At 62.4% G+C, this 25,889-nt stretch carries 18 protein-coding genes; 12 read left to right on the top strand and 6 right to left on the bottom strand.

Going from position 1 to position 25,889, the window contains the following annotated elements; all coding sequences use genetic code 11:
- Position 1: 1 nt before the first annotated feature.
- Complete coding sequence (locus ACYQ6J_RS11980) at positions 2-802, bottom strand: hypothetical protein (protein ID WP_460184423.1); 801 nt, start codon at positions 800-802, stop codon at positions 2-4.
- A gap of 300 nt (positions 803-1,102) precedes the next feature.
- Between ACYQ6J_RS11980 and ACYQ6J_RS11975 the strand changes: the two genes are divergently transcribed.
- Complete coding sequence (locus ACYQ6J_RS11975; protein ID WP_460184422.1) at positions 1,103-1,582, top strand: hypothetical protein; 480 nt, start codon at positions 1,103-1,105, stop codon at positions 1,580-1,582.
- A 198-nt stretch (positions 1,583-1,780) separates the two neighbouring features.
- Positions 1,781-4,411 carry an outer membrane protein assembly factor BamB family protein gene (locus ACYQ6J_RS11970; protein ID WP_460184421.1) on the top strand — a complete coding sequence of 877 codons (2,631 nt, stop codon included), beginning with the start codon at positions 1,781-1,783 and terminating at the stop codon, positions 4,409-4,411.
- A gap of 84 nt (positions 4,412-4,495) precedes the next feature.
- On the opposite strand, the gene ACYQ6J_RS11965 is transcribed toward ACYQ6J_RS11970, so the two are convergent.
- Positions 4,496-6,070, bottom strand: coding sequence for a xylulokinase (locus tag ACYQ6J_RS11965; RefSeq protein ID WP_460184420.1), 1,575 nt, complete (start codon positions 6,068-6,070; stop codon positions 4,496-4,498).
- Positions 6,071-6,360: 290 nt separating this feature from the next.
- On the opposite strand from ACYQ6J_RS11965, the gene ACYQ6J_RS11960 reads away from it, so the two are divergent.
- Positions 6,361-7,737: a GntP family permease gene (locus ACYQ6J_RS11960; protein WP_460184419.1), complete on the top strand. Its 1,377-nt coding sequence runs from the start codon at positions 6,361-6,363 to the stop codon at positions 7,735-7,737.
- A 93-nt stretch (positions 7,738-7,830) separates the two neighbouring features.
- Here the strand turns inward: ACYQ6J_RS11960 and ACYQ6J_RS11955 are convergent, their stop codons facing one another.
- Both ACYQ6J_RS11955 and ACYQ6J_RS11950 read right to left on the bottom strand, forming a co-directional pair.
- Positions 7,831-10,242 carry a carboxylesterase family protein gene (locus ACYQ6J_RS11955; RefSeq protein ID WP_460184418.1) on the bottom strand — a complete coding sequence of 804 codons (2,412 nt, stop codon included), beginning with the start codon at positions 10,240-10,242 and terminating at the stop codon, positions 7,831-7,833.
- A gap of 255 nt (positions 10,243-10,497) precedes the next feature.
- Positions 10,498-11,901 (bottom strand): neutral/alkaline non-lysosomal ceramidase N-terminal domain-containing protein, encoded by a 1,404-nt coding sequence (locus ACYQ6J_RS11950; protein WP_460184417.1) that lies wholly within the window; start codon positions 11,899-11,901, stop codon positions 10,498-10,500.
- 218 nt (positions 11,902-12,119) lie between these two features.
- Between ACYQ6J_RS11950 and ACYQ6J_RS11945 the strand changes: the two genes are divergently transcribed.
- Positions 12,120-13,409 carry a DegT/DnrJ/EryC1/StrS family aminotransferase gene (locus ACYQ6J_RS11945; protein ID WP_460184416.1) on the top strand — a complete coding sequence of 430 codons (1,290 nt, stop codon included), beginning with the start codon at positions 12,120-12,122 and terminating at the stop codon, positions 13,407-13,409.
- Positions 13,410-13,485: 76 nt separating this feature from the next.
- The gene (locus ACYQ6J_RS11940; protein ID WP_460184415.1) at positions 13,486-14,529 is read left to right on the top strand and encodes a Gfo/Idh/MocA family protein; all 1,044 of its coding nucleotides are present in this window, start codon (positions 13,486-13,488) and stop codon (positions 14,527-14,529) included.
- 59 nt (positions 14,530-14,588) lie between these two features.
- On the opposite strand, the gene ACYQ6J_RS11935 is transcribed toward ACYQ6J_RS11940, so the two are convergent.
- Positions 14,589-15,833 carry a right-handed parallel beta-helix repeat-containing protein gene (locus ACYQ6J_RS11935; RefSeq protein ID WP_460184414.1) on the bottom strand — a complete coding sequence of 415 codons (1,245 nt, stop codon included), beginning with the start codon at positions 15,831-15,833 and terminating at the stop codon, positions 14,589-14,591.
- Positions 15,834-16,393: 560 nt separating this feature from the next.
- Here ACYQ6J_RS11935 and ACYQ6J_RS11930 point away from each other — a divergent pair.
- The 7 genes from ACYQ6J_RS11930 (at position 16,394) to ACYQ6J_RS11900 (ending at position 24,183) form a co-directional block, all read left to right on the top strand.
- Entirely contained in the window at positions 16,394-16,966 is a 573-nt protein-coding gene (locus ACYQ6J_RS11930) for a 4Fe-4S dicluster domain-containing protein (protein WP_460184413.1), read from the top strand.
- A complete protein-coding gene (locus tag ACYQ6J_RS11925; RefSeq protein ID WP_460184412.1) occupies positions 16,963-17,850 on the top strand; it encodes a CoB--CoM heterodisulfide reductase iron-sulfur subunit B family protein in 888 nt (295 codons plus the stop codon). The genes ACYQ6J_RS11930 and ACYQ6J_RS11925 overlap by 4 nt, the downstream gene beginning before the upstream one ends.
- A gap of 196 nt (positions 17,851-18,046) precedes the next feature.
- The gene (locus ACYQ6J_RS11920) at positions 18,047-20,062 is read left to right on the top strand and encodes a 4Fe-4S binding protein (protein WP_460184411.1); all 2,016 of its coding nucleotides are present in this window, start codon (positions 18,047-18,049) and stop codon (positions 20,060-20,062) included.
- Positions 20,063-20,173: 111 nt separating this feature from the next.
- Positions 20,174-20,668 carry a hydrogenase iron-sulfur subunit gene (locus ACYQ6J_RS11915; RefSeq protein WP_460184410.1) on the top strand — a complete coding sequence of 165 codons (495 nt, stop codon included), beginning with the start codon at positions 20,174-20,176 and terminating at the stop codon, positions 20,666-20,668.
- A complete protein-coding gene (locus ACYQ6J_RS11910; protein WP_460184409.1) occupies positions 20,668-21,648 on the top strand; it encodes an NADH-quinone oxidoreductase subunit B family protein in 981 nt (326 codons plus the stop codon). Before ACYQ6J_RS11915 ends, ACYQ6J_RS11910 begins: the two co-directional genes overlap by 1 nt.
- Before the next feature lie 107 nt (positions 21,649-21,755).
- Positions 21,756-23,222, top strand: a complete 1,467-nt coding sequence (locus ACYQ6J_RS11905; RefSeq protein ID WP_460184408.1) for a Ni/Fe hydrogenase subunit alpha — start codon at positions 21,756-21,758, stop codon at positions 23,220-23,222.
- 124 nt (positions 23,223-23,346) lie between these two features.
- On the top strand, positions 23,347-24,183 hold the full coding sequence (locus ACYQ6J_RS11900; protein ID WP_460184407.1) for a glycerophosphodiester phosphodiesterase: 837 nt from the start codon (positions 23,347-23,349) through the stop codon (positions 24,181-24,183).
- A 25-nt stretch (positions 24,184-24,208) separates the two neighbouring features.
- Here the strand turns inward: ACYQ6J_RS11900 and ACYQ6J_RS11895 are convergent, their stop codons facing one another.
- Entirely contained in the window at positions 24,209-25,609 is a 1,401-nt protein-coding gene (locus tag ACYQ6J_RS11895) for an MBL fold metallo-hydrolase RNA specificity domain-containing protein (protein WP_460184406.1), read from the bottom strand.
- Between the last annotated feature and the right edge of the window lie 280 nt (positions 25,610-25,889).

The raw sequence follows: 25,889 nt of genomic DNA, 5'->3' as shown, positions 1-25,889 counted from the left end.
TTCACCCCCGACGCAAGGCCTCTTCGATGGCCGCGCGAATGCGTTCAAACGGCTCGGAAAGGTCCAAGGCGTCGGTCCAAGGCGCCCAATCGGCGAGAAGGCGGCTCACCGCCGGAGCGTGATGCGCCGCGCAGAAGAATCGCGTGCGGCCGAGTCGTCCCTGCCAACACTCTAGGCCGTTGGGCGTGTACAAGCCCTGCGCTGCACCGTCACCCGATGGGATACGCTTGGCGACGGTGTCGGCGGGCGCAGGCGGCGCGGAAACAAGCGCGGCGGTTGGGGAACCGTCGCGGCGACTCTCCAAATCGGTCGGACCGTTTCCCCACGCAGTCGATGTTCCGTCGTGGAAGCAAGGGGTCTCTCGCGCGGGAACTGCGTTACGCTCCGCGCTGCCCATCGCCGCCGTCGATCCGCCCCGATCCGTCCTCGCGAAGTGCGGAGGGCCAAGCGGCGCTGCGCCCGCATCGAGCATGACCGCCGCCACCGGCGTGCCGGCGTGATCCGCCAGATCGAGCAACTCCCAGCGATCGACGCAAATCAAGGCTACCGGGGTCTTGGCCTTGGTGATGAGCGCCGGACCGATCTGCTCGGCGCATAGATACGGCTGTAGGGAGTTGCCGTACAGAATCTCCTGTGCCCGAGTCGGTTTGACGGGGGTCGTGCAGTGGAACTCCAAGGGGCGACCGACCCCGTTCAGGATCAGGTAGCCTCCGACGAACCCGACCTCGGAGGGGGTTAATACGGAAAGAAAACCCAAGGACAGGGCGGAACGCCCCCCTTTGCTGCGCGGCTTTTCGCTCATGAGACCTCACGTGTTGCGGAATCGGGAGAAAGCACAGTCCGGTCGAACGGTAGAGCGAGGAGGCAGGGGCGCGGTGGGTCCCTCCTCCGGGGCTTCCCACTGTATCGGTTGGAGTTGCACGGGACTTTACGGCGGCAACGGTCGTCCGCAAAGTCGAAGCTGTAGCGGTTGTAGCGGCGCGGACCGGTGAAGATTCGGAGGAACGCGAAAAGATTGACTCAAGTTTTGCGACGGATGCTCGACTTTCCGAGCGGCGTCTGTTTATACTGATTGTAATAACCTCGTGGAGGAAGCACGCCGATGAACGAGAGCCAATCGATGAAACCTCCGTTTTTCACGCAAATCGACGTGACCCAAGCCGCGGCGGCGTCACCCACGCCGCAGACCGCGGGGCTTGCCGAAATTGCGCTGTTGTTGCGACAGATTCTGATGGTCCAGCAACGACAGACGAAAATCTTGGAAGAGTTGACCACGCAGGTTGGTAACGCGCAGCGTCAGCGGGCCGTCGAATTGGGGCAGTGGCGGCAAGCCAATCCGCATTTGGCCAAGAAGTGCCGCGAGGCCGCCGAGTGCCTGTCTCGCGTGCAAACGGAGTTCTTGCATCAGTTGACCGAGGAAGTCAGCAACAACTTCGATAACCTGCTGGATGGGGAGTTCATGTTCACGGAATTCGTGGATCGTTTCGGTCCGCGGATGGCGCACTTGAACGGCATCTTGCAGGTCCTTTCGCAATTGAGCAGTCCCCCCAGTCCGGCTAATTCGTCCAACAATTCGCCCTGAGTCGGCCTTGAGTGACTCGGGGGCGGGAAGCGGCGGTCCGATCGCGATCGGTCGCCGCGCACCGTTGCGGCGACGGATGCTGTTTCCCAGGAAGGGAGGGGACACGTGGTTCGTACCCCGGCCTCCAATCCGCGGCGCATCGACGCAAAACCTCTTGTGTGCCGAAGTGTGCCGCCTTTCCTCGCGGCGTCTCCATCCGTGCCAACCGTTCGGGACTCGGCCCCGCGGGGACTATTCGCCTTTCTCTGTCTTCTGTGTCTGGCCGAGAGTGTTTTCCTGAGTTGGGGGTGCCGTCGTGCCGTGGTCTCGCCGCAGGCCGCTCCCTGGCCGGCCTTGGCACGGGATCCGCTGGAGACGGGTCGGGATCTCGACCGTTGGCCCGGCTTTCGGGGCCTTTCCGCCCAAGGCGTGGCACCGGGAGGTGCGCCCCCCGCCCGTTTCGGTCCCGACGCGGGCCTTCGCTGGAAGGCCGAGGTTCCCGGCGAAGGGAATAGCTCGCCCGTCGTCTGGGGCGACCGTCTGTTCCTCACCTGGCAATCGGGTGACCGCCGTTCGCCCGAGCTTTATTTGGGAGCCTGGGACCGTCGCACCGGACGCGTGTTATGGCAACGCAAGGCAACCACCGCCCAGGGCAGGACGCATCCCAAGAACGGTTATGCCTCGGCGACCCCCGCGACCGACGGAAAGCGTATCTTTGTGTTTTTCGGTTCGGCGGGATTCTTTTGCTACGACTTGGACGGCACGCTCTTGTGGCGGCGCGACCTTGGACCGCAAGAGCACATCTACGGCGTCGCTTCCAGTCCCGTCTTGTTCGGCGATTGGGTCATCCAATTGTGCGACCGCGAGCGCGATTCCTTTCTGGTCGCCCTCCGCAAGACCGACGGCGAAGAGGCGTGGCGAACTCCACGGCAGAGCACCGGCGGTTGGACCACGCCGCTGATTGTTCGCACCACCGCTGCGGGCGGGCGCGATGAGTTGTTGGTCAACGGCGGGCAGGTGGACAATACGGCTTACCTCACATCGTACGATCCCCGCACGGGCAAAGAGTGGTGGCGGATCGACGGTTTGGAGACGCTGGTGACTCCCACGGCGCTGGCGGCGGGGGAGACGGCGTTCAGCATGAGCGGACGCAACGGGCCGATTTTCGCCGTGCCCTTGGGACGCGACGGCCGATTGACGGAAGCCGATCTGCTGTGGAAACTCCCGCGCGGCGGTCCCTACATTCCCTCGGGTCTCATCTACCGCAATCGCCTGTACGTCCTATCCGACCTCAAACGCCTGACATGCTACGATCCGGGAACGGGCCGGACGATTTGGTCGGGCAATCTTTCCGGGACGTTCACCGCGTCGCTCACCGCGGCAAACGGCAGAATCTACGCGGCGAACGAACAGGGGACGGTATTCGTCATTCCGGCGGGCGACCGCTGGGAAACGCCCGTCGAAAACCGATTGGGCGATGGCTGCCTGGCCACTCCCGCCTTCGCGGACGGGGACCTGATCGTTCGCACGCGGCGGTTCCTTTTTTGCTTCGCGGGCGAAGTTGCCGCCGAGGAGGGCAAGTCGCCGGAGACCGGTGAGCGACCCGCCCGCGATTCCGCTACCCCTTCGCCGACCGCCGGATCAACGATGCCGACTGGGGTCACGAACGAGTCGGGTCGGCCCAAAGACAAACCTTCGCCCGATCCGGCATCGGCCGCGGATGCGTCATCATTACCGCCGCCCGAGGTCGCCCCGGCGGACGCCTGGCCGCTATTTCGCGGTACGCCCGCCTGCTCCGGCATCGCCGTGGGAGACGCGGAACGTTCCCCGCGGATCGAATGGGTCTATTCGGCGGAAAAGGAGAGCTTCACGGCATCGCCGGTCGTCGCCGGAGGCACGGTGTATTTGGGCGGAAACAACGGCACGTTCTATGCGGTGGACGTCGGCACGGGCCGAGTGCGCTGGAAACATGAGATCGGCGGCGGATTCTTGGCCTCGGCCGCATTGCATGCGGGACGGGTTTACGTCGGCGATGTGGACGGAAAGTTCTTCGCCTGGAACGCCGAGGACGGGAAACAGCTCTGGCAATTCGAGGCGGGGGGCACGATCGACAACGCCGCGAACGTTTTCTCCGCCGACGGTCGCACGCGCGTGCTCTTCGGCTCTCAAGACATGAACCTCTATTGTCTGGATGGCGAAACCGGTGCGGTCGTGTGGCGGGCGGCACTCCCCGACCAAATCCGTTGCCAGCCTCCCGTTGTGGGAGATCTGGCGTTCGTCGCCGGATGCGATGGAAAACTGCACGCGATCGAACTGGAAACCGGCAAGGAGCGAATCGCCTGCGACCTCGACGGGCCGACCGGTTGCACCCCCGCCGTCCGGGGCGCGGAGTTGTACGTGGGCACGGAGAGCGGCTTCTTCTTCGGAATCGACTGGCAGGCCGGGCGGCGGCTCTGGCAGTTTCCGCCCGAGAATCCCGCCGACGCCTTTCGCTCCTCCGCCGCGGTATGCGGTCCTTACGTGGTCGTGGGCTGTCGAGACCGGCAAATCTACTGTTTCAACACGACCGCCGGCGACACGGTTTGGAAATTTACGACCAAACGCTACGTGGACGCTTCGCCCGTCATCGTCCGCCCTCAAGACGGCGATCTTGCCCGCGCCGTGGTCGTCGTCGGTTCGCTGGACGGACGGCTGCACGGCTTGGGGCTTCAAGACGGTTCTGCAAAGTGGGAACTCGACCTGGGGGGCGCCGTGTCGGCCTCGGCGGCGGTGGTGGGGGAGCGAATCTTCGCCGCGACCGAGGAAGGCGATCTATATTGCCTGATGCCAAGCCGGTCCGCATCGCCTTGAAGTGGACGGCGGTCGCGAAGGCCGCCAAGGCCGTGCCGACGCGGCGAGTCAAGAATGGTCGGCATCTCTGCGAGTTGTGGTCACTCAGCGCAGAGGCTGACCGGCCTTGAGACGTTCCAAGGTCTCGCGGAATCGCTGGATGCCCGAGCGATATGCTTCGGCCCAATCTGCGCAGCCGACCACCGTACCGCGAAAGCGGACCATCGCCGCCGCCGCATCCGCAGCGGTAAACTTCTTGGTAATTCCTTTCTCTTTGCGCAGGTTCGACTCCAGGGCGGCCAGGGCGGTGACGGCGGCGCCGAGGGCGGGGCCTTCCTCCGATTCCAGTCGCAACAGCGGTCGGCCGAGGACGGTCGCCAGAATCTCGCACATCAAATCGCTGCGAGCGATGCCGCCGGAGACCGTGATCCGCGTGATTTTTTGCCCGGCCTCTTCGTGCTCCGCCACCGCCATGGCGATCAGATAGGCCAAAGCCTCCAGAGCCGCGCGGTAGCGGACGCCCGGTTCGCGCGGTTCCTCGGGAAACCAACGCAAGCCCGTGTGCTGCTGAGCGACGTCCAGAGATGGCTCGGGCAAAACGAAAGGCATTACGCCCGTGCCGTTGCAACCGGGCGCAACCTGCCGGGCTTGACGTTCCAAATCCGCCCAGTCGGGATTCGCCCCCACGACCTGATCCAAGAACTGGGCGCCGTTATTGTAACAACGCATCCACAAATACGGTCCCCAGTTGAGCCGCATGACGTCGAGCCGGCCGCGCTTGGGGCGATCCTTGGACGAACTGTTGACGACGGCCGAATTGCCTAGGATGACGGCGACCTGGCCGGCATCCACGGCGCCGCCGCCCACCAAGCCCGCCTGTTGATCGTCCGAGGTGGGGAAAATCCAGGGCCGTTTCTTGCCCGTCAGTCCGGCTTGAACGGCGGCGCTTTCCCGCAACATTCCCACCGGTTGGTATTGATCGATGATGCGAGGCAATTGTTTCCATGCCAAGCGGCGGTACTCCTCGTTCGCCAAGGCTCCCAGCATTTCGCGCCGCCACTTCTTGGTGCGGAGGTCCATGATCCCGGTAGAGGCCGCCACGGAGACGCTGCACACGTCGAAATTACCGGTCAGATATCCGGCGGCCAGCGCGCCGTGGGGCAAGATGCGGTATGTCCGCTTCCAAAGTTCCGCTGTCAGGTGAGCCTCGTCCTTGACGAGGTGGCTGAGACTATAGCGAATCGCCCAGGGCCCGCCGATCAATTCCTGGACGCGATCTTGCCCGCCCAGTCGCGCGAGTCCTTGGGCGTGGTATTCCGCCAGCGTCGCGTCGTTCCAGCAGATGGCGCGGCGGATTTGCACGGCCTGGGCGTCGATGCGGCCGGCAGTGTGGTGGGTGGCCGAAATCCCACCCGCCGCCCAGTCCTTTAGTCGGCCCGCGCCGTCCAGCGCAGCGGCGATCGCGCGAAGGGAGGCGTAGGCTTGCCCTTCCAATTGCATCAAATTCAATTCGCGGACGCCGCTGGAGGGAGCATCGCCGAACCAAAGGTCCGTGGGCAGACGGATCTCGGCCAAGACTCGGCCCTCCACGTCGAAGGCCAAGCACTTCACGCCTCCCGTACTGAAATCCCAACCGGTGATGACGGTGTTGCGCTTGACGCAAACAAGCGGTTCAGGCATGGCGAACTCCTTTCGAGGGAAAGCCGACCGTTGACACGGGGAGAGGGTCCAGCGACGCTCTCAATCGGCGACGAACCGAAGGGCGGTTTCCGTTCGTCGGAAACACCCCCCAAGTTTAATGTCCGCCGCGGTCCTCCGGCAGTCCCCGAGACGTTATCCATCGGGTTCCGTGCCGACCTGCCGCGATGATCGGTGCGGAGGCGACCGGCGGTGGGCGATCGTCGCGGCGGCTTGGTATGATGGGGGAACTTGCGAACGTTTCGGCCTTGATTCGGCCAAAGGATCATGCCATGCTCGACCCGATTTTCGTCGTCGCCTTGGGTATCGTCCTGGTCATCGTCTTGATCGGCTTTGCCCGCCTGAATGCCTTTCTCGCCTTGCTGATCAGCGCCGTCGCCGTCAGCCTCGCGGCGCCCGGCGAATGGGAGTTGAAAATCGCGAGGGTGGGACAAGCCTTTGGGACCACGGCGGGCAAGATCGGCATTGTGATCGCCTTGGCTGCCGTAATCGGAAAATGCCTCATGGATAGCGGCGCCGCCGATCGCATCGTGCGAACCTGCCTTCGTCTGATCGGCGAGAACCGCGCCCCCGTCGCCCTTATGACCAGCGGTTTCGTCCTCTCCATCCCCGTCTTCTTCGACACCGTCTTTTACCTGCTGGTACCGCTGGCCAGATCGCTCTATCGTCAGACGCGAAAGCGGTATGTGCAATCGATTCTGGTCATCGCGGGCGGGGCGGCCATCACCCATACCTTGGTGCCGCCCACTCCCGGTCCGCTGGTGATCGCCGAAACCTTAGGCGTGGACATCGGCAAGCTGATCGTGGCGGGCATCCTGGTGGGCATTCCGGCGGCGGTGGTCGGCTTGTTCGCGGCCCATCTGCTCGATCGCCTCAATCCGATTCCCATGCGGCCCTACCCCGGCGAGGAAGAGGCGCCCGTCCCCCAGGATTCCGACCTGCCGCCCTTCGCGGTCGCGATCCTGCCGGTCATCCTGCCGGTGGTACTGATCTCCGCGAACACCGTGGTGCAAATGCTTGCCAAGACGCAACCGATTCCGGCGGGAGCGGTTAGCCTCCTGGCAATGCTGGGCGACCCGAACGCGGCTTTGCTGCTCTCCGCCCTTGTGGCCATGGCTACCTTGAAATGGAAACGCGGCTTGAGCTTGGCGGAATTGGGAAGGCGGTGCGAGGACGCTTTAATGAGCGGCGGTGTGATCATTCTCATTACCGCGGCGGGCGGGGCCTTCGGCGCCATGCTCCAGCAGACCGGCATCAGCGATCGGCTTCCCGCCTTGCTGTCGCTGGAATCGCAGGAGATCGGGCGGTTTTGGCTGCTCGCGGCCTTTCTCATCGCCGCCGTTATGAAGACGGCTCAAGGCTCCAGTACCGTGGCGATGATTACCACCTCGGCCATGATCGCGTCGCTCTTTCCGCCCGGCGAGTTGGCAAGCCACATCCAGTGCGATCCCACGTATTTGGCGTTGTCGATCGGGGCGGGTTCGCTGGTCTTTTGCTGGATGAATGACAGCGGCTTTTGGGTTGTGGCTCGGATGAGCGGGCTGAGCGAAATGGAGGCCTTGCGCTTGTGGACGGTGCAAGCCGCCGTCGTGGGAATCGCGGCCTTTCTCACCGCGTTGGGTGCCGCCGCCTTGTTCCCAATCGTGTGAGCGCCGCCGAGACTTTGGAAGGCCGGTGAGCGGCGGAGACCGTCGCGGAAAGGGTGCAGGTTGCGTGCCGCACCGTCACTTGGGCGATTTTCTCTAGCGATTGCCGCGGACCGTCGCGGCGGGTCGCTTGCCGCCCGCCACGGCGTTGTACCAGGCCGGGTGTTGCCGATCGCCGTATTTCCGGACGTCCTCCAGCAGCGTCTCGGTGTTCGGGCGAATCTCGCGGGGATCGATCTGCCGTCCGTTCACGGTGAGCGATATCCGCCGCTCGAAATCCACAAGGTCGGGATTGAGTCGCACCGTCGTCCGACCTCCGCCCGATTGAACGAAAAGCGTGTTGGCTAAGGTCAATCGGCCGCGAACCTGCATGGGCACGGGATTGCGGGGCGGCCACGACGCCGGGTCGATGATCACGGCGGGCGGGAAATCCTCCACTTCCACATACCAGAAGAAGTTGTCCCAGATTCGCGCGGTTCGTACCAGGAATTCCGGCGGCGCGGCTTGGCGTCGAAATCGCTCCATCCAGTCGAAAACTCGAAGGATTTCGTCGGAGAAACCGTCTCGCCCTCGCCCACGGTATTCCACCGCCGTGGCGTCGTAAGCCCGGTTCAAATAGCGGTCCAATTCCCGCGCATTGTCCGCGACGATGGTGCCGTCGAATTCGCCCATGACCACGTAAAAGGGCAGCAGTGCGGCGTTTTGCCAATACAAGGCGCAAAAGCGGTCGGCGCGCCCGCTGATGGGAATCACCCCGGCCCAAAGGCTCGGGTGCGCGAGGCCGATGTCCCAGGCCGCGTCCGCGCCCAGGAAGTGCCCGCCCAAATACACCCGGTCGCTGTCGATCGAGAACCGCTTCATGGCGTCCCGCAACGATTCCAGCACGGCCAAGTGCTCGCGGAGCGAGTATTGGTAGGTCTGCTGCCGCTCCGCCGTCCATTGGGGAGCGATGACGATGTAGCCGCGTCGTCCCGCCTGCCCCAAACGCAGCCCCTTGTCATTCGTTTCGCCCGCCCACCAATCGATCTCCGTCAGTGGATTGCTCTCGGCTCCGTGCAGGACCACGACGGCGGGATACTTTCGTAAGGGATGATATTCCGGCGGGAGTTGCACGTAGTACTTGGTCGGCGGCAATTCTCCGGGCAGCGGCAGGTTGACTTCGAAGAGGTCGATCTTGTCGGGGATGGGAGACGGCGGAGCCAACGGCGGTTCCATCCACTGAAGGACGTAGGCCAGGTAGTTGGGGGAGCCGCCTTCCTCGGCCAAGATGCGTTGCAAGACGTCGTCGCGGGCCAGCGCGTCTTCGGCGGCGAAGTACTGGAAGATCAGGTTTCGCACACGCCGCAACGAAAGTCCGACCAAAAGCCGCCGCGCGGCACGATCCGCCCCGAGGTACCAACCGGTGATTGCCAAGGCGACGCGTTCCTCGGCGGGCACGCTGCCGTCCTCCGCGAATTGCGAAAACGCCGCCAGTCGGGGCAGCGTATCCGGCGACAACCGCGAGGCGATTTCCTCGACGGCCTCGCCGGCCTCTTTTCGGAGCGCAGTCTCGTCGATTTGCTGCACGAGTTCGCGAAGCCTGGCCGTCAGACCTTGCGCCTGTTCCCCCTGCTTTTGGTATTCCTCCAAGATTTCGCGGACTTCTTGCAGGATCTCGCCCGCCACGCCCTCGGTGGGGAATTTTTGCAATAACGTCAGGACGGTTTGATGTTGCCCCGCCGCGCGGCGGAATTTCAGCTCTTCCAAAATGCGGCGGGCCGAAAGCTGTTTCAGGACTTGAAAGGAGCTTTGCAGGTCCGCTTTCGCATCGGCGGGAACGGTCGGATCGTCCAAAACCGCCTGCAATTGGGCCAAGGCGTCTTCGTACCGCTCCATTTGGATGTAGAATCTTGCGGCCTTTTTCCGCGTCTCCACGTCGGGATGATCGGCGCGACCCAACAGTAGTTTCTCCAGCACGTCGCGGGGGAGGCTGGTGGCGGCCATGCGCATGTCCCAAACGTGCGTGATCCCCTGCACGCGGACCCAACGCGGCGTCAATTCCGTAATGCCTTGGATTACGTCCACTCGGCCCGAGGACGTCATGAGCGTGAAGATTCGGCGGCCGAATTCATCGAAGGGCGTGACGCGCAAAGGAAAGCCCACGCTGCCGATCGTCATGCCCGCCGCGGCCACCCGTTGCGGGATGTGGTACCGCTCCAGAACTTCCGCGCCCGAACCGGGACGAATTTCCCGGATCAGTCGCTTGGGCACGAACGTCCGCCGCAATTCGTCATCCACGAACACGATCAAGGGGATGGGACCGCCGCCCTCGGGATCGGCGGCCTTGGGGATATCCGCCAAGCCCGTCACGATGCCCAATTTCCCCGATAGGACCCGCCCGTCGCGGAGCACGACTTCCTCTCCGCGCAAGAGACAGGTCGTCGCCCAAAGGCAGAACACCGCCGCGGTCGTCCCCGCCATTCGGGGCAACCAGGAAAAACGCCGACGGATCGCAGCGTCTGAAGCCATCGAAGATTCCCCGCTATTTGTAAGCCTCAGCCAAAGCATAGCTTGGGAAGGAAAAGCGCGGGCCGCCGCATGCCGCCCGCATTGTCCGCCGAATTCATTATGAAACATCATCAAATTGGAACCAACCGAGAAAAGGCACAAGCTCGGTCGGCCGGCGCAGCGATCACGCGCACGCGACCGCAAACATCGGGCGTCGTGTCCCGATTCAGCGGGTCGGGCCGCGGATAATCCGGAAAAGACAAGTTTTGCGGAAATTCAAGGCACGTTGGGTCGGCCGACCTGATGGGCCAGGCGTCGCACCGCGTCCACGACCACGGTCTCCGTCTCAGGGGCGAAGAATCCGACCCCGTAGACGCCGCGCGTCTCGTAGCCCCCCTCGCGCAGCACCTTGGCCGAGGGCAAGTAGCCAAAGACCTCGTTGCAATAACCGGCGATCCAAAGCCGTCCGTGCCCGATCGCGTTTTCGATCAAGGGCACGTAGTCCGACACCACTTCGCCGGGCAGGGCCGCCAGCGTCAAATCCTCGCCGAATTGCCAAACCGCAATGGGTGCCGGGTATTTCGAGGCGTTCGGCTCGTTGCGGTCCAGGCGTTGCAGCATCGGCTTGGCGTTCGAGGCGATATATTCCGGACCGCGGGTCATCGCCTCCAACTCGGCGCGATCCGGGACGGGCGCGAAGGGCAAATCGACCGTCTCCAGCGCCGTCTTCAGCGGGCCGCGAACGGGCCGCAACGCACCGTTCAGTACCCGCAACACCTCCGCGGCCAGCGTTTCGCCGTGCCGGGCGACGTGCTCGATCTCACCCCGCGGATGCGGATTCACGTCGGCGGCGCAGCCGATCATAAAAAGGGCTTGCACGCCGGGAAGTTGCTGCTCGATCTTCGATCGGGCAAACCCCGCATAATCGCCGGAGATTTGGTAATGCTGCCCCGTCAGCGTGGTGTTGTGGCAGGCGGTGCCGAACACGACGGCGCGGAGGCTGCCGTCCGGTTGATCGATTCGCAGGACGGGCACGCTGCGATCGACGTAGCCCCGCGGATTGAAACCGATGCGGACGCCTTGATCCGTGAATTCGCGACGATTCATGGGAAAGGTCGCCACACCGACACCCCAGCTCAGCTTGGCCGGACGCAGGTCGTCCATCGCCGAGGCGGCCAGTTCACCGTACTTTTGCACCAGTCGCCGGGTGTAGGCGTCGACGACTTGCTTGTCCTCGTCGGGCATGGAATAGCCGGTCCGCTCCGCAAAATCCACGACGGGACCGGTGTGGGTGTGCGACCAGTTGAGTAAGATCTTTTCCCGAGGGATGCCGGTCTTGGCCGTCACGGCTTCGCAGGCCGCTGCCGCCACCGCGGCGTCGAAGTCGATCACGTCGGCGGTGATGAGGACCGCCCGATTGCCTTGTCCGTCTTCCAGGGCCAGCGCGATGGCGTACAAGGGCATCAGCACGCCCTCGGACGGTTTGTTGCGCGAAGCGTAGCCCGCCATCCGGATCGGCCCTTCCGGCGTGATGTCGGCCCTTGCGAGTCCCACCTTCCAGTCGTTCGCCTCCTCCGCCGCCCTGGAAGGCGTCGCGAGAACCGCCCAAAGCATGCACGTCGCCGTCGCGATTCGGCACACGATCCGTTGCCATCCGCTCGATACCGCCGGTCGCGTCATCGCGTCATCTCCTTTTTCGAAAGAACCTCGAGATCATCGTCACGGCGTGTCTGCCCGCCTTGGGCATTCATTGTTGTTACTGCACTTGCCGGACGCAATGACGCGCGGTAGAACATCGGCACTTGGGTGGCGTCGGTGCCTCCGAAGAAAAGGGTTGATGCTCGCCCGGACCAGGGCGGGGGTTGCGCTCGCAAATTCGCGTGTAGGGAGAGTTGAGCATGAAGTATGCATCCGCCGTGCATCAAAAGTTGGCCGTCGATGGCGGTCCTAAGGCCGTGACCAATCCGCTTCCGCACTGGCCTCAATTCTCGGAGGAAGCCATTCGGGCGGTCGAGGCGGTGTTGCGGTCCGGGAAGGTTAATTACTGGACCGGTCCGCGCGGCATGGAGTTCGAGCGTCGATTCGCCGAGTGGCAAGGGAGTCGTTACGCCGTTGCGGTTTCGTCGGGCACGGCCGCGCTGCACGTCGCCTTGTCGGCCCTGGGCATCGGACCGGGCGACGAAGTCATCGTGCCCAGCTACACCTTCATCGCCACCAGTTTCGCCGTCTTGCAAGCGGGCGCCGTCCCGCGCTTCGCCGACGTCAATCTCGACGATCATTGCCTGAGCATCGAGTCGGCTGAGAAACTCGTCACGCCCCGAACTAGGGCCGTCATCGTGGTCCATCTGTACGGCAACGTCTGCGAGATGGACGCCGTGCGGGCATTCGCCCGGAAACACAACTTGTTCGTCATCGAGGACAATGCGGAAGCCTACGGCGGCGAATACAAGGGCAAGAAGACCGGCACGTTGGGAGACATCGCGGCGTGCAGTTTCTGCCAAAACAAGACCTTCACCACCGGCGGCGAAGGCGGCATGGTCACGACCGACAACGAGGAATGGGCGTGGCAGGCCCGCAGTTTCCGCGACCACGGGTACGACGTCAAGGAGCGGCTCAATTTGTTGGAACTGGAGCAACGCCTGCCGTACATCCACAATCGCCTGGGCTGGAACTACCGCATGACGGAGATGCAATCCGCGATCGGCCTGGCGGAACTGGACCGCATCGACGACTGGAACCTTCCCCGCCGACGCCGCAACGCCCATATCTTAATGGATGCCTTGGCGGGGTTGCCGCAGGTCAAGTTTATGCCGATCGACACGGACGAGCGTCGCAACGGTTGGTACGTTTGCGCCTTTTCGCTGGACATCGAAAACATGAATTGCGACATCGCGCGCTTTGTTGCCGCCGCCGGCGCGGAGGGCGCCCCATGCTGGAAGGTCTTTTGGCCGCAGTGCCACTCGGAACGGGCCTACCAAGAGCATCGCGGGTTCGGCGATAGCGGCTTTCCCTTCCGGTCCAAGGAGTACACGGATCCGGCCTCGGTGGACTATTCCAAGGTGGAGGTGCCCAACGCTTTGTGGCATGAATCGCATACCTTCACCTGCTTCGCCTATCCGACCTACTCGGAGGACGACATGGAGCAAATCGCCGCCGCCCTGGTCAAAGTGATCAAGGCCTATAGCTGACCCTGCGGTTCGCATGCGAACGGCACCATGTCGCAACGAACGCCCAAGCATCTCTCTGGAAACGGAGGTTGAAAACATGGCGCGAAAAATCTCAATCGGCGTCTTGGGTGCCGGCGGGATCGCTCTCCGCAAGACCATTCCGGCTCTGGCCCGGGCTAAGAACTGTCGCGTCGCCGCCGTGATGGATCCCGTGGACGTGGGGCGGATCGCTGAAGCGACCGGCATCGCCAAGGCCTACGAAAAAGAAGCGGATCTCTTGGCCGATCCCGAGATCGACGCGGTGTACATCGCCTCACCGGTCGCCTGCCACCTGCGACAAATCGAGGCCGCCGCCGAGGCCGGAAAGCACGTATTATGCGAGAAGCCGTTGACGCTGAACTCGGCCCAAGCGCAGCGCGCAATCGATGCCTGCCGCAAAAAGAAGGTCTTCCTCCAGGAAGGCTACATGATGAAGTTCCACGGCGCGCATCGCATGATCAAGCAGTTCGTGGACGAGGGCCGACTGGGCAAGCCGACGTATATTCGGGCACAGCTTTCCTGCTGGTATCCGCCCATTCCCGGCGCATGGCGGCAAGACCCGCGGACCGGCGGCGGAGGGGCCCTCATCGACATGGCCTCGCACCTCTTGGATCTCTTGGAGTTCTTTGTCGGTCCAATCAAGCGGTTGGCCGTGTTGACGGGAAATCTCGTCCATGGTTATCGCTCGGAGGACGCATCGACGCTCCTCCTCGAGTTCCGCCGCGGGACGCACGCCACCATTGATTGTTTCTGGTGCATTCCCGATGAGGCCGCTCGTACGCGATTGGAAGTCTACGGGTCCCAAGGGGCGGTTTTCACGGAGGGAACGATCGGCCAAAGCACAGGGGGAACGATGGAGGGCATCTTCGGTTTGGGCGATGCAGGGTACGACGCAGCCCAGGATAAAGACGTCGTCCGAAAGTTCCGGGCGATCCGATTTCCCAAGATCAATCCCTACCGCGCCGAATTCGAGGCCTTCGCGGAGTGCATCTTGACGGGTCGGTCGCCCGAGATCAACGGCCCCGCCAACGCCCTGCGGATGATGAAACTCATCGAAGCCGCCTACGCATCCGCCAAGAAAAAGACGTTCGTCAACGTCTAGACGGCGTTCTTTCGGTGTGTGTGTGTGGGGGGGGGGAAGACGAAAGGCGACTGCGGTCGTCACGGTGCACGGTCCGTGGTCGCAGGGCGGACGCCGTATGTCCGGGCCTTTTCGTTTTGCGGCGCAAACCGCGCAAAGGCCGTGGGGCCCTCTTCCGGCACGGCAATACCCGGCTTGGACAGTTTCGGATCTTCACCGTAAACCCCGCCGACTTCCGACGTGGGGAGCAACGGTCGCGAGGCGACCGGCAGGTCTTCGCAGAACCACCAATTGCGGGCAAAGCGGAACGTCTCCGGGGCCGTGTACGGGCCGACGTTCACGAAGTCGGCCAACTCCTCGCGTCGAAAGACGATCAAGTTGTCTTCGAACACTCCGTTGCGGGAAGGGACGAACCCCGGTTCGCGCGTCTCTTGCAAGATTCTCGCCACCCAGCGCCTGGGCCGGTAGATGGTGTTGTGTCGGAAGGCGCCCCCGTCCAGACCTACGAAACTGACGGCGGCATCTCCTCCCACGAAAAGACAATCTTCAACGGTGATGTCCTTCGCTTCGAAAAGGGCGCCCTGAGGCCGGAAGAAGGCCAAACCCGTGGAACCGCCAAGCTGCGCCGCCCGCATTCCGGCGTCGATAAATACACACCGTCGCAGGACGATCTCGCTGGAGCCGCCCTTGGCTTGGGGTCCGGTGTTTTGTGAGAAACCGGGTTTGCCGCGGAACTCGCAGTCTTCGATTTGCCCCCGGTGGCAGCCCACCATATCGATGGCTTGTCCGCCCCAACCGCGAATGCGGCAATTCCGCACGCTGAAGTCGGTGACGCCTGACAGCTTAATGCCGTCGTGATTGCCCTGCGGTCCGACGTCTTCGACGATCAACCCCTCGAGAAGCAGGTGATGGCTGGGTGTCTCGAAGGAACCGGCGTCGTCGATGTTGATGCCGTTGCCGGTTTGCCCCCGGCAGTGCAAGTTGCGGATGACCAGGTGCGATACGTCGGAGAAGTGCCAGGCCTCGCTCCCGCCGGTAAAGACGGGAGGTTGGGACGGATCTTCCGCTTCGATGACGATCGGCCCCGCCTCCGTGCCGTGGAGGTTCTCGACCCATACTTCCGGCTGATAATTACCGGGCGCGATGCGGATGATGGTGCCGGGCTGAGCCTCCCGGAGCGCCTGCCGCAACGCTCGGTTACCCACAGCGCGCACCACCTTGCCGCTCTCGAGCGCAGCAGCACCGGGAATCGAGTGGGCGATGAAGCATGATATGATCGCAAAGCCGATCAACAAAGGTTTCATTCGGTACCGTTCGGGTTGCATGGAAGGGCCTCCGGATTAGGCGAAAGGAGCAAGTACTTCCCCAAAAGCGGTGGTCCTGCCGCAAATCGCGGCGCTGTTCGACGGCGACGGTTGGCATGATTCGCGGCGTCTTTGGCGGACCGCCTGCGAACCTAGTATCCTTCATGCGGTTTGGGAATTCCAGCGGCACACAGACGGCATACGGGTGGCGGTCACCGGTGCCGGAGCGAAAGGGATCACGGTTTCTAAATTTATCGCTACTGAAAAACAAAATAATCTCCTTAAGTGGGTGAATTGCCGGCTCGGGCAACCGATAGAACGCGGAAACGCGGACACACGCTCGCGGAAATTCGCGACAATCAACGAAAATCCGCGAACTCAGGGCAAAGCGACCGCGATTCGCTTCTCATCCCGTCGGGTGGCCCCTAGCCGAAAACAACGTCTGAAGCCAGACTTAGAATATTCACGCTATCCAGTACCGCTTTTCGGTATTTGCTTTGCTAAGAGCGTAGGTTTTAGAAAATGGCATAGCCGCCAGAATTGTCTGTCGAATATCTCAACAATCAGCAAAGGGGGGGTAAATGGTCGGACATACCCTCGAGCTTCGCGGGTCGCCATTCCTTCAGGAGATCATCCGGGAGGTGCCCGGCGGAGAACGCATCGTTCACTGTCTTCAATGCGGGACATGCGGTGGGAGTTGCCCCAACGGGGCGGATATGGAGTACACGCCGCGGACGATCTTCGCCATGATTACGGCGAACCAACGCGACAAGGTACTCAAAGCCAACACCATGTGGTTTTGCGTTTCGTGCTATTCCTGCGTCAGTCGCTGCCCGCAGAAAATCCCCATCACCGACATCATGTACGGCCTGAAGCGGATTTCGATTCGCGAAAAGGCTTACCAGGGGACGGACGCCCCGGCCTTGGCGAAGACCTTCACCGACCTGCTCGACAAGTACGGCCGGAGCTTCGAATTGGGGCTGGCCAGCCGTTATTACCTGTTTAATCGTCCGTTGGCCATGCTGAAGATGGGGCCGATGGGGCTGTCGATGTTCACCCGCGGGCGGATGTCTCTGACCCCCACCAAGATTCGGAACGTCGATCAATTGCAGGCCATCATCCGCAAAGCCCGTGAGTTGGGAGGTGCCTCGTGAAATACGCCTATTACCCCGGCTGCTCGCTGGAATGCAACAGCGCCGCGTACGACCATTCGGTGCGAGCCGTGGCCGACCTGTTGGGGATCGAACTCCGCGAGATCGACGATTGGAATTGCTGCGGCGCCACCGAATATTTCACGCAAGACGAGCTGACGGCCTGCTCCGTCATCGCTCGCAATTTGGCCCTGGTGGATCCGCAACTCGACCAAGTGGTGGCGCCCTGTGCCGCGTGCTACCTGAACCTCCGCAAGGTCGATCACCTGATGCAGGAGAACGCCGAGCTGAACCACAAGGTCAACCAATGCTTGGCGGCGGGCAATCTGCACTACGATCCCGGCCGAGTTCGCGTCCGGCATCTGTTGGATCTGATCCATTCCGATTTCGGCGAAGCCACGTTGCGCGACAAGGTGGTGCAACCGCTGACCGGTCTGCGCGTGGCGTGCTACTACGGTTGTCAGATCGTGCGTCCCTTCGGCGACTGCGACAATCCCGAGCAGCCCGTCAAGCTCGATGAGATGTTCCGCTGGTTGGGCGCGGAAGTGGTGGACTTCCCCGTCAAGGCCCATTGCTGCGGCGGTCACATGACCCAGATCAGCGAACCGCAGGCGTTCGAGTTGATCCGCCGTTTGCTGGCCAATGCCGAAGATTACAAGGCCGACGTGATCGTCACGATGTGCCCCATGTGCCAGCTCAACCTGGATGCCTATCAGGCCCGCGTGAACGGCTTTTTCCATACCGACTACAAGATTCCCATCATTTTCTTCACGCAACTCTTGGGGGTCGCATTCGGATTGGATTGGAAGAAGCTGGGCTTCGGCAAGGAGATCGTGCCGGCCGAACCGGTATTGAAGAAGAAGTTGACGGCCGTTGCGGCCGCTTGAGGGAGGGACGGCCGATCGTTCGGGAACGGTCGGCCCGGAAGCCTCCGCCGCCGAGTTACGGAAGGGATTTCGCGGTCGGCGGCGGGGGGCTTCCCACCGGGAGCGAAGACGCCGGGAAGTTTGCTTCCCCCGTCCCAAACGTCATCCGATCCTCGAATCCATTATTCGGTGTTTCTCGCTGGAGGAGATATTCGTCATGGCCGAACGCGTCGGCGTTTACGTCTGTCATTGCGGCAGCAACATCGCGGGCATGGTCGATGTGGAGCAGGTCGCGAAATGGGCCGGGGAAAACCTGGAAGACGTCGTCGTTTCCCGCGACTATAAGTTCATGTGCTCATCCCTCGGCCAAGCCATGATCGAGGAGGATATCAAGAAGCACAACCTGACCCGGGTGGTCGTGGGCGCGTGCTCGCCGCATCTTCATGAGAAAACCTTCCGCAAGGCTTGCGAGAACGCGGGTTTGAACCCCTATCTTTGCCAGATGACGAATCTTCGGGAGCACGTCTCCTGGGTCTCGCGCGATCGGGAAACGGCCACCGAGAAGGCCCGCGCCCTGGTGGCGGCCTCCGTGGAACGCGTCAAACGGCAAGAGCCTTTGCAACAGCTCAGCGTGGACGTTCTGCCCGCCACGTTGGTGATCGGAGGCGGCATCGCCGGACTACAGGCGACGCTGGAATTGGCGGACGCCGGCTATCCGGTCTACGTGGTGGAACGAAGCCCCAGCATCGGCGGCCACATGGCCCAATTCGACAAGACGTTTCCCACCCTGGACTGCTCGGCCTGCATCCTGACGCCGAAGATGTCGGAGGCGGGCCAGCACCCCAACGTCACGCTCTACACGTACTCCGAAGTCGAGGAGGTCAGCGGTTCGGTCGGCCATTTCCGCGTCAAGATTCGCCGCAAAGCCCGCATGGTTGTGGAAGACAAATGCACGGGTTGCGGCATCTGCGTGGAAAAATGCCCGCGCAAGGTCGTGGATGAGGATTTCGAGGCGGGCTTCGGCTACCGCAAGGCTATCTACACGCCCTTCCCGCAGGCCGTACCCCGTATCCCCGTAATCGACGTCAATTCCTGCATCTGGTTCGAGCGTCAGAAATGCCGCGCTTGTGAAAAGCTTTGCCCGACCGACGCCATCGACTTCGAGCAAAAGGACGAAATCATCGAGTTGGAGGTCGGTAACATCATCGTTGCCACCGGTTGGAACATGTTCGACTGCAAGCGGATTCCGCAATACGGCTACGGTCGCTTGGCGAACGTGTTTACGGCGCTGGAATTCGAGCGGATGTGCAACGCGGCGGGCCCCACCAACGGCAAGATCGTGCTTCGCGACGGCAAGACCGAACCGGAGACCGTGGCCATCGTGCATTGCGTGGGCAGTCGGGACTCGAACCACAACGAGTACTGCTCGGGCATTTGCTGCATGGCCGCTTTGAAATTCGGTCACTTGGTGCTGGAGAAGACCAAGGCCGAGGTGTACTCCTTCTACATCGACATGCGGACCAATCAGAAGGGCTACGAGGAGTTCTATCACCGCCTGCTGGAGGAGGGGATGCACTTCGTTCGCGGCAAGGTCGCCGAAGTCACCGACGCCGCGCGACGCCCCGACGAGGCGGGCAAGCTCATCGTCCAAGTCGAGGACACGTTGCTGGGCAAACAGCGGCGGATCCCGGTCGATATGGTCATTCTGATGGGAGCCTTGGAACCGCAAGTGGACGCCAAGGAGTTGGGACTGAAGCTCGGTATTTCGTGCAGCATGGCCGGATGGTACACCGAACGCCATCCCAAGCTGGACCCGGTCGCCACCATGACCGACGGCATCTTCGTGGCCGGAACCTGCCAGGGTCCCAAGGACATCCCGGCCTCGGTGGCTCAGGGGGCCGCCGCCGCCGCCCGTGTGATGGGCATGATCACCAAGGGCAAGGTCTGGATCGAGCCTGTGGTGGCCTCGATCGACGAGGACCGCTGCTCCGGTTGCCGGATCTGCAACAATCTTTGTCCCTACAACGCCATCGAGTTCGACGAGGCGAAAGGCGTCAGTCGGGTCATCACGGCGATGTGCAAAGGGTGCGGGACGTGCGTGGCCGCCTGCCCGGCGGGCGTCATCAGAGGCGCGCATTTCAGCAACGACCAAGTATTCGCCGAAATCGAGGGCATTCTCTGGGATGCCTTGCACGAGGAAAAGAAAGTGGAATCCCAAACCGTCGCCGGTTGACGGAACGCGCCGACGACTCCCGAGCGCGACGTGCGGAAGCAGCCGCGGCGGGGGATCGCGTTCCGATCAACATCTCGCGGCGATACGCGAACGATTTGGAGGTAATGCCCCATGGCTGAAGAGACGTTCGAACCGAAAATCGTCGGGTTCATGTGCAATTGGTGTTCGTATCGGGCGGCGGACCTGGCGGGAACCGCGCGCATCAAATATCCGCCCAACGTCCGCATCATCCGCGTCATGTGCAGCGGTCGGGTGGACCCGGCTTTTGTGCTCAAGGCCCTGGCCCTGGGCGCCGACGGCGTGATGATCGCCGGCTGCCACCCCGGCGAGTGCCATTACATCGAGCAAAACTACAAAGCCATGCGGCGATATTACATGCTCCGGCACACGCTGTTGGCCCTGGGACTGGAGGAGGATCGCATCCGGTTGGTGTGGGCCTCCGCGGCGGAAGGTCAGCAATTGGCCGAGCACATCGAAAAATTCGTGGAAGACGTCCGCAAGCTGGGTCCGCTCCAATGGCCTGCCAATTTCGAAGAAAACGGCGAACGGCTTCACGCCGTCGAGGCCTTGGCTCAAGAACACGCTGAGTCGCTGGAGGTGCTGTGATGATCGCGGAGAAGAAAGGCAAATTGGCCCTCTATTGGGCGGCGTCCTGCGGCGGGTGTGAAATCGCCGTTTTGGCCATCGACGAGAAGATTCTCGACGTCGCGAACCATTTCGACATCGTCTTCTGGCCCTGCGCCACCGACGGCAAAGTCCGCGACGTAGAGAAGATGGCCGACGGCTCGATCGACGTCTGCCTCTTCAACGGCGGTATCCGCACCAGCGAGCAAGAATACATGGCGCGGCTCTTGCGGCGGAAGGCCAAAGTCCTCGTCGCTTTCGGGTCCTGCGCGTCGGAGGGCTGTATCCCGGGTCTGGCCAATGTTTCCGACCGGAAGGAGATCTTCCGCACGGTCTATCACGAAACGCCGTCCACGGAGAACCCTCAGGGAGTCGAACCGCAGCACGTCACCGAGATGCCGGAAGGCAAGCTGTATTTGCCGATCTTTTACGACACGCTGTTCACGCTGGATCAGGTCGTGGACGTAGACTACTACCTGCCCGGGTGCCCCCCCGAGGCGGAACGGATCTGGGACGCGATTACGGCGATTCTCGAAAACAAGCTGCCGCCCAAAGGGTCGGTCATCGGCTTCAACAGCACGGTCTGCGATGAGTGCCCGCGCAAACGCACCGAGAAAAAGATCCGCAAGTTCCACCGGACCTGGGAGATCATTCCCGACGAAGAAACGTGCCTGTTGGAGCAGGGCATTGTTTGTGCGGGCGTGGCCACCCGGGCGGGGTGCGGCGCGAAGTGCCCGCAGGTCAACTCGCCGTGCATCGGATGCTACGGCGTCAGCGAAGGCTCCGTGGACTTCGGCGCCCGCCTGATGTCCGCGCTGGCGTCGGTCATCGATTCCGACGACCCCGAGGAAATCGACCGGATCATTCGCGAAGGTATCCCCGACCCCGTCGGGACGTTTTATCGCTTCAACTTGGCGCACAGCCTACTGCGACGGAAGAAAAAGGCGACTGCCGGTGCATGAAGCGCGGCGCGAATGCCCGCTTATTCGGCCGACGCCGACGGCGGTTCGCTCCGTGCGGAGATTGACGGCACGTTTATGGAATCTCAACGACCATCGAAGGCACGATCATGAAACGCGTATCCATCGATCCCATTACTCGCTTGGAAGGTCACGGCAAAATCGACATCTTCCTGGACGACCAGGGGAACGTCGCGAACGCCTACCTGCAAATCCCGGAACTGCGGGGTTTCGAGCAGTTTTGCGTGGGCCGACCGGTGGAGGAGATGCCGAATCTCACCGCCCGCATCTGCGGCGTCTGCCCGGAAGCCCACCACATGGCCGCCACCAAGGCCCTGGATGCCGTGTTCCACGTCGATCCGCCGGAGACCGCCAAGAAGCTTCGCGAGTTGTTTTACTCGATCTTCTTCGCCACCGACCACACGACGCACTTCTACGCCTTGGGAGGCCCGGATTTCGTGGTCGGCCCGGAGGCCCCCAAAGCCGAGCGGAACATCTTGGGCGTGGTGCAAAAGGTCGGTCTGGAGATCGGCGGCAAGGTGATCAAGATGCGGCACGTCGGCCACCATCTGATTCAGATGATGGGCGGGCGGCGGGTCCATCCCAACTGGGGTTTGCCGGGCGGAGTCAGTCGCGGCATCACCGAAGAACAACGCAAGGAGATCGAGGCCGCCGGACGCGAGGCGATCGAATTCGCCAAGTTCAGCCTGCAACTCTTCGATAAGCTGGTTCTGCAAAATAGCGAGTACGTGGACCTGGTCACTGGGGATGTTTACGTTCACAAGACCTACTACATGGGCATGGTGGACGCGAACAATCATGTCAACTTTTACGACGGCATGATCCGCGTGGTCGGTCCGGAGGGCTCCCAGCACGCCAAGTACGCCGCCGCGGACTATCGCGAATATATCGCCGAGCGCGTCGAACCGTGGTCGTACCTGAAATTCCCCTATCTGAAGAAGGTCGGCTGGAAGGGTTTCGTGGACGGACCCGAGTCCGGCATCTACCGCGCCACGCCGCTGTCGCGATTGAACGCGGCGGACGGCATGGCCACGCCTTTGGCCCAGAAAGAGTATCAGCGATTCTACGAGGTCTTGGGCGGCAAGCCGGTCCACCACACGCTGGCCACCCATTGGGCTCGACTCATCGAACTGCTGTACGCCGCGGAACGTTGGGTCGAATTGGCCGCCGACCCCAAGATCACCGGACGCGACTTCCGCGTATTGCCCAAGGAAAAGCCGACGGAGGGCGTGGGCTGCGTCGAGGCCCCGCGCGGCACCCTGACGCATCATTACGCGACCGACGAGCGGGGTTTGGTGGTGAAGGCTAATTTGGTGGTCGGCACCACGAACAACAACGCCCCCATCTGCATGTCCGTCCAACGAGCGGCGCAAAAGCTCATCCGCAATGGAGAGCTGCGCGAAGGTCTGCTCAATAAGGTGGAGATGGCTTTTCGGGCGTACGACCCTTGCTTCGGCTGCGCCACGCACAGCCTGCCCGGCCAAATGCCGCTGGAGGTCCGCATCCGCGACCCGCAAGGAAACCTGGTGCATCGCCTCCGCCAGAACATCGACTGACGGCGCCTTGAAGCATGGTGCCGCGCGGACCGGTTCCACACTGCCGGCGGATCATGGCGTGCCACAGCATTTCGGCTTTCCGACCGACTATTGACCTTCATCGCCGCCTATGAAATTATCGCCCGTGCATGGTGCGCGCCGTTTCGATCGCTCAGGCTGGCTCGTATTGTTCGCGGCCTTGATGTCGTATTCCGGAATGGCGCACGCGCAGTTGATCGTCGCCCATCGCGGAGCGTCGTACGACGCCCCTGAAAACACGCAAGCCGCCTTCCGGTTGGCTTGGGAGCAGGGGGCCGATGCGATTGAGGGGGATTTCTATCTGACGCAAGACGGGCGGATTGCCTGTATCCACGATGCCGACACCAAACGCGTGACCGGCGACCAAGTTGCGTGGAAGGTGATCGAAACGACATGGGACCGCCTCCGGACGCTCGACGTGGGGCGTTGGAAGGGAGAAGCCTTCGCGGGGGAGAGGATTCCGTCGCTGGCCGATGTTCTGGCCCTCGTCCCGCCCGACAGAAAGTTCTATCTCGAAATCAAGGGCGGTCCGGAATGGGTGGAGCCGATCGCCCGCGTCCTGTCGGTCGGCCCGTTGAAGCCTGAGCAAATCGTCATCATCGCCTTCAACGCCCAGACCGTCGCTCGGGTCAGAGAACTTCTACCCGAGGTCAAGGCCTATTGGCTGGTCGGCTACAAGAAGGACGACAAGACCGGAGTGTGGACGCCGACAATCGATGAAATCCTGCCTACGCTGGCCCGGATTCGCGCCCACGGTTTGAGCACGCAAGCGAATGCCGAAGTCGTAAACGAGGCTTTCGTGCAGCGATTGCGGGCGGCGGGCTACGAGCTTCACGTTTGGACGATCGACGAAGCGGACGCCGCCCGAAGGTTCCGCGACCTCGGCGCCGACTCAATCACCACGAATCGACCGGCATTCATTCGCGAGGCTTTGAAACCGTGACGCCCGTCGTTCCGGTCGCCGTCCGTCACTCCAGTTCTACCGTATCCGAGTAGTTGGGTACGCTGACGCGCCAACCCAACTGTGTGCGGAGCAGTTCCGCGAAACTGAGCGACGAGCTTTCTTCGCCGTGCGTGACGAAAACCGATCGCGGGGGCGACGGCGCCGTTCCGAGCCAGTCCAGCAGTCCGCCGCGGTCCGCGTGTCCCGATAACCCGTGCAGTTGCTCGATCTTGGCCCGGGTCGGCCATTCCTTGCCGTGGATGCGGACGTACGGGTTCTTCTCCAGGATTTGGCGACCGAGCGTCCCGCGAGCCTGGTAGCCGACGAATAGGATCGTCGATTCCGGTCGCACGATGTTGTTCCGCAGGTGGAACTTGATTCGGCCCGCCGTGCACATCCCCGAAGTGGCCATGATGACGCTGGGGACGTGGAACGTGTTGATTTGCTTCGATTCCTCGACCGAACCGACCAGGCGGAGGTTGGGGAAATCGAAGGGCGAGGAATCCGACTCCACCATCTGCTTGGTTTCTTCGTCGTAGCACTCCTGATGGCGGCGAAAGACCTCCGTCACCCGGACCGCCATGGGGCTGTCGAGAAAAATGGGGAACGGACTGAGCTTTCCGCTGCGGTACAACCGGCTGAAATGGTACAGCAGGTCTTGCGCCCGTTCCACGGCAAAGACGGGGATGACCACGTTCCCGCCGCGTGCCGAGGTGTGCCGCACAACGTTGGCCAGGGTTTCCTCGAGGTCGCCGTTTTGAGCGTGATCGCGGTCGCCGTAGGTGGATTCCACTACAAGGTAGTCGATCGCTCCGTCGATGCCTTCCGGATCGCGGAGGATCGGCCGATCTCGCTGACCCAGATCTCCCGAGAACGCCAGGGTACGGCGTTTCCCGTTTTCGCGCAACTCCATCAGCAGAATCGCCGAACCCAGGATGTGGCCGGCATCCAAGAAGCGGAACGTGATATCGGCCAATTCGATGGGTTGATGGTACGCGACGGGCCGAAAGTAAGGCAGCACCGCTTCCACGTCGTTCACGTCATAGAGCGGAATTTCGGGATACTTGCCGGTGCGTCCTTCCTTTTTGTGACGCCGGCGTTTGTAGGCCGCGTCTTCCACTTGGATGTGGGCGGAATCTCTCAGGATGATCTCGGCCAGGTCGGCGGTGGCCGAGGTGGCGAAGATGCGCCCGTGAAAGCCCTCTTGCGCTAACTTCGGAAGTAGCCCGCAATGATCGAGATGGGCATGCGTTAGAATCACGGCATCCAGTTCCCTGCCGGGGACGGGAAGCGGCGCCCAATTGCGGTCGAGATACGGTCGCTCTTGAAACATCCCGCAATCGACCAGCACTCGGGTTCGTCCGCACTGGACGAAGTACTGCGATCCGGTGACCTGACGATTGGCTCCGAGGAATTGGATTTTCACGATGTTTCCTTCCCGGCGGAAAATGCAAGGCCGCGACGCCCGCGACTCGGCATGCACGTTCGGTTGTGCCGACGCGAGAGCAACGACCGTCTCTCATACAAGGGGTCTCGCCGCCCCCTCTTGGGCACTACGCGACCGCCCTGCGGATCGTTCGCTTATCTTATTTCGGTCCGTATCGCCGTGCGAGCTTGCTGATTGAACGCCCCTACGAAAAATCATACAATGCGCGCAGTTGCGAAAGACAAAACGAATATCGGTATGCTAGGGTATCGTCGCCGCG

This window comes from Thermopirellula anaerolimosa (assembly GCF_054657335.1).
Note: the sequence above shows the minus strand (reverse complement) of the source record. Positions and strands in the feature narration are given on the sequence as shown.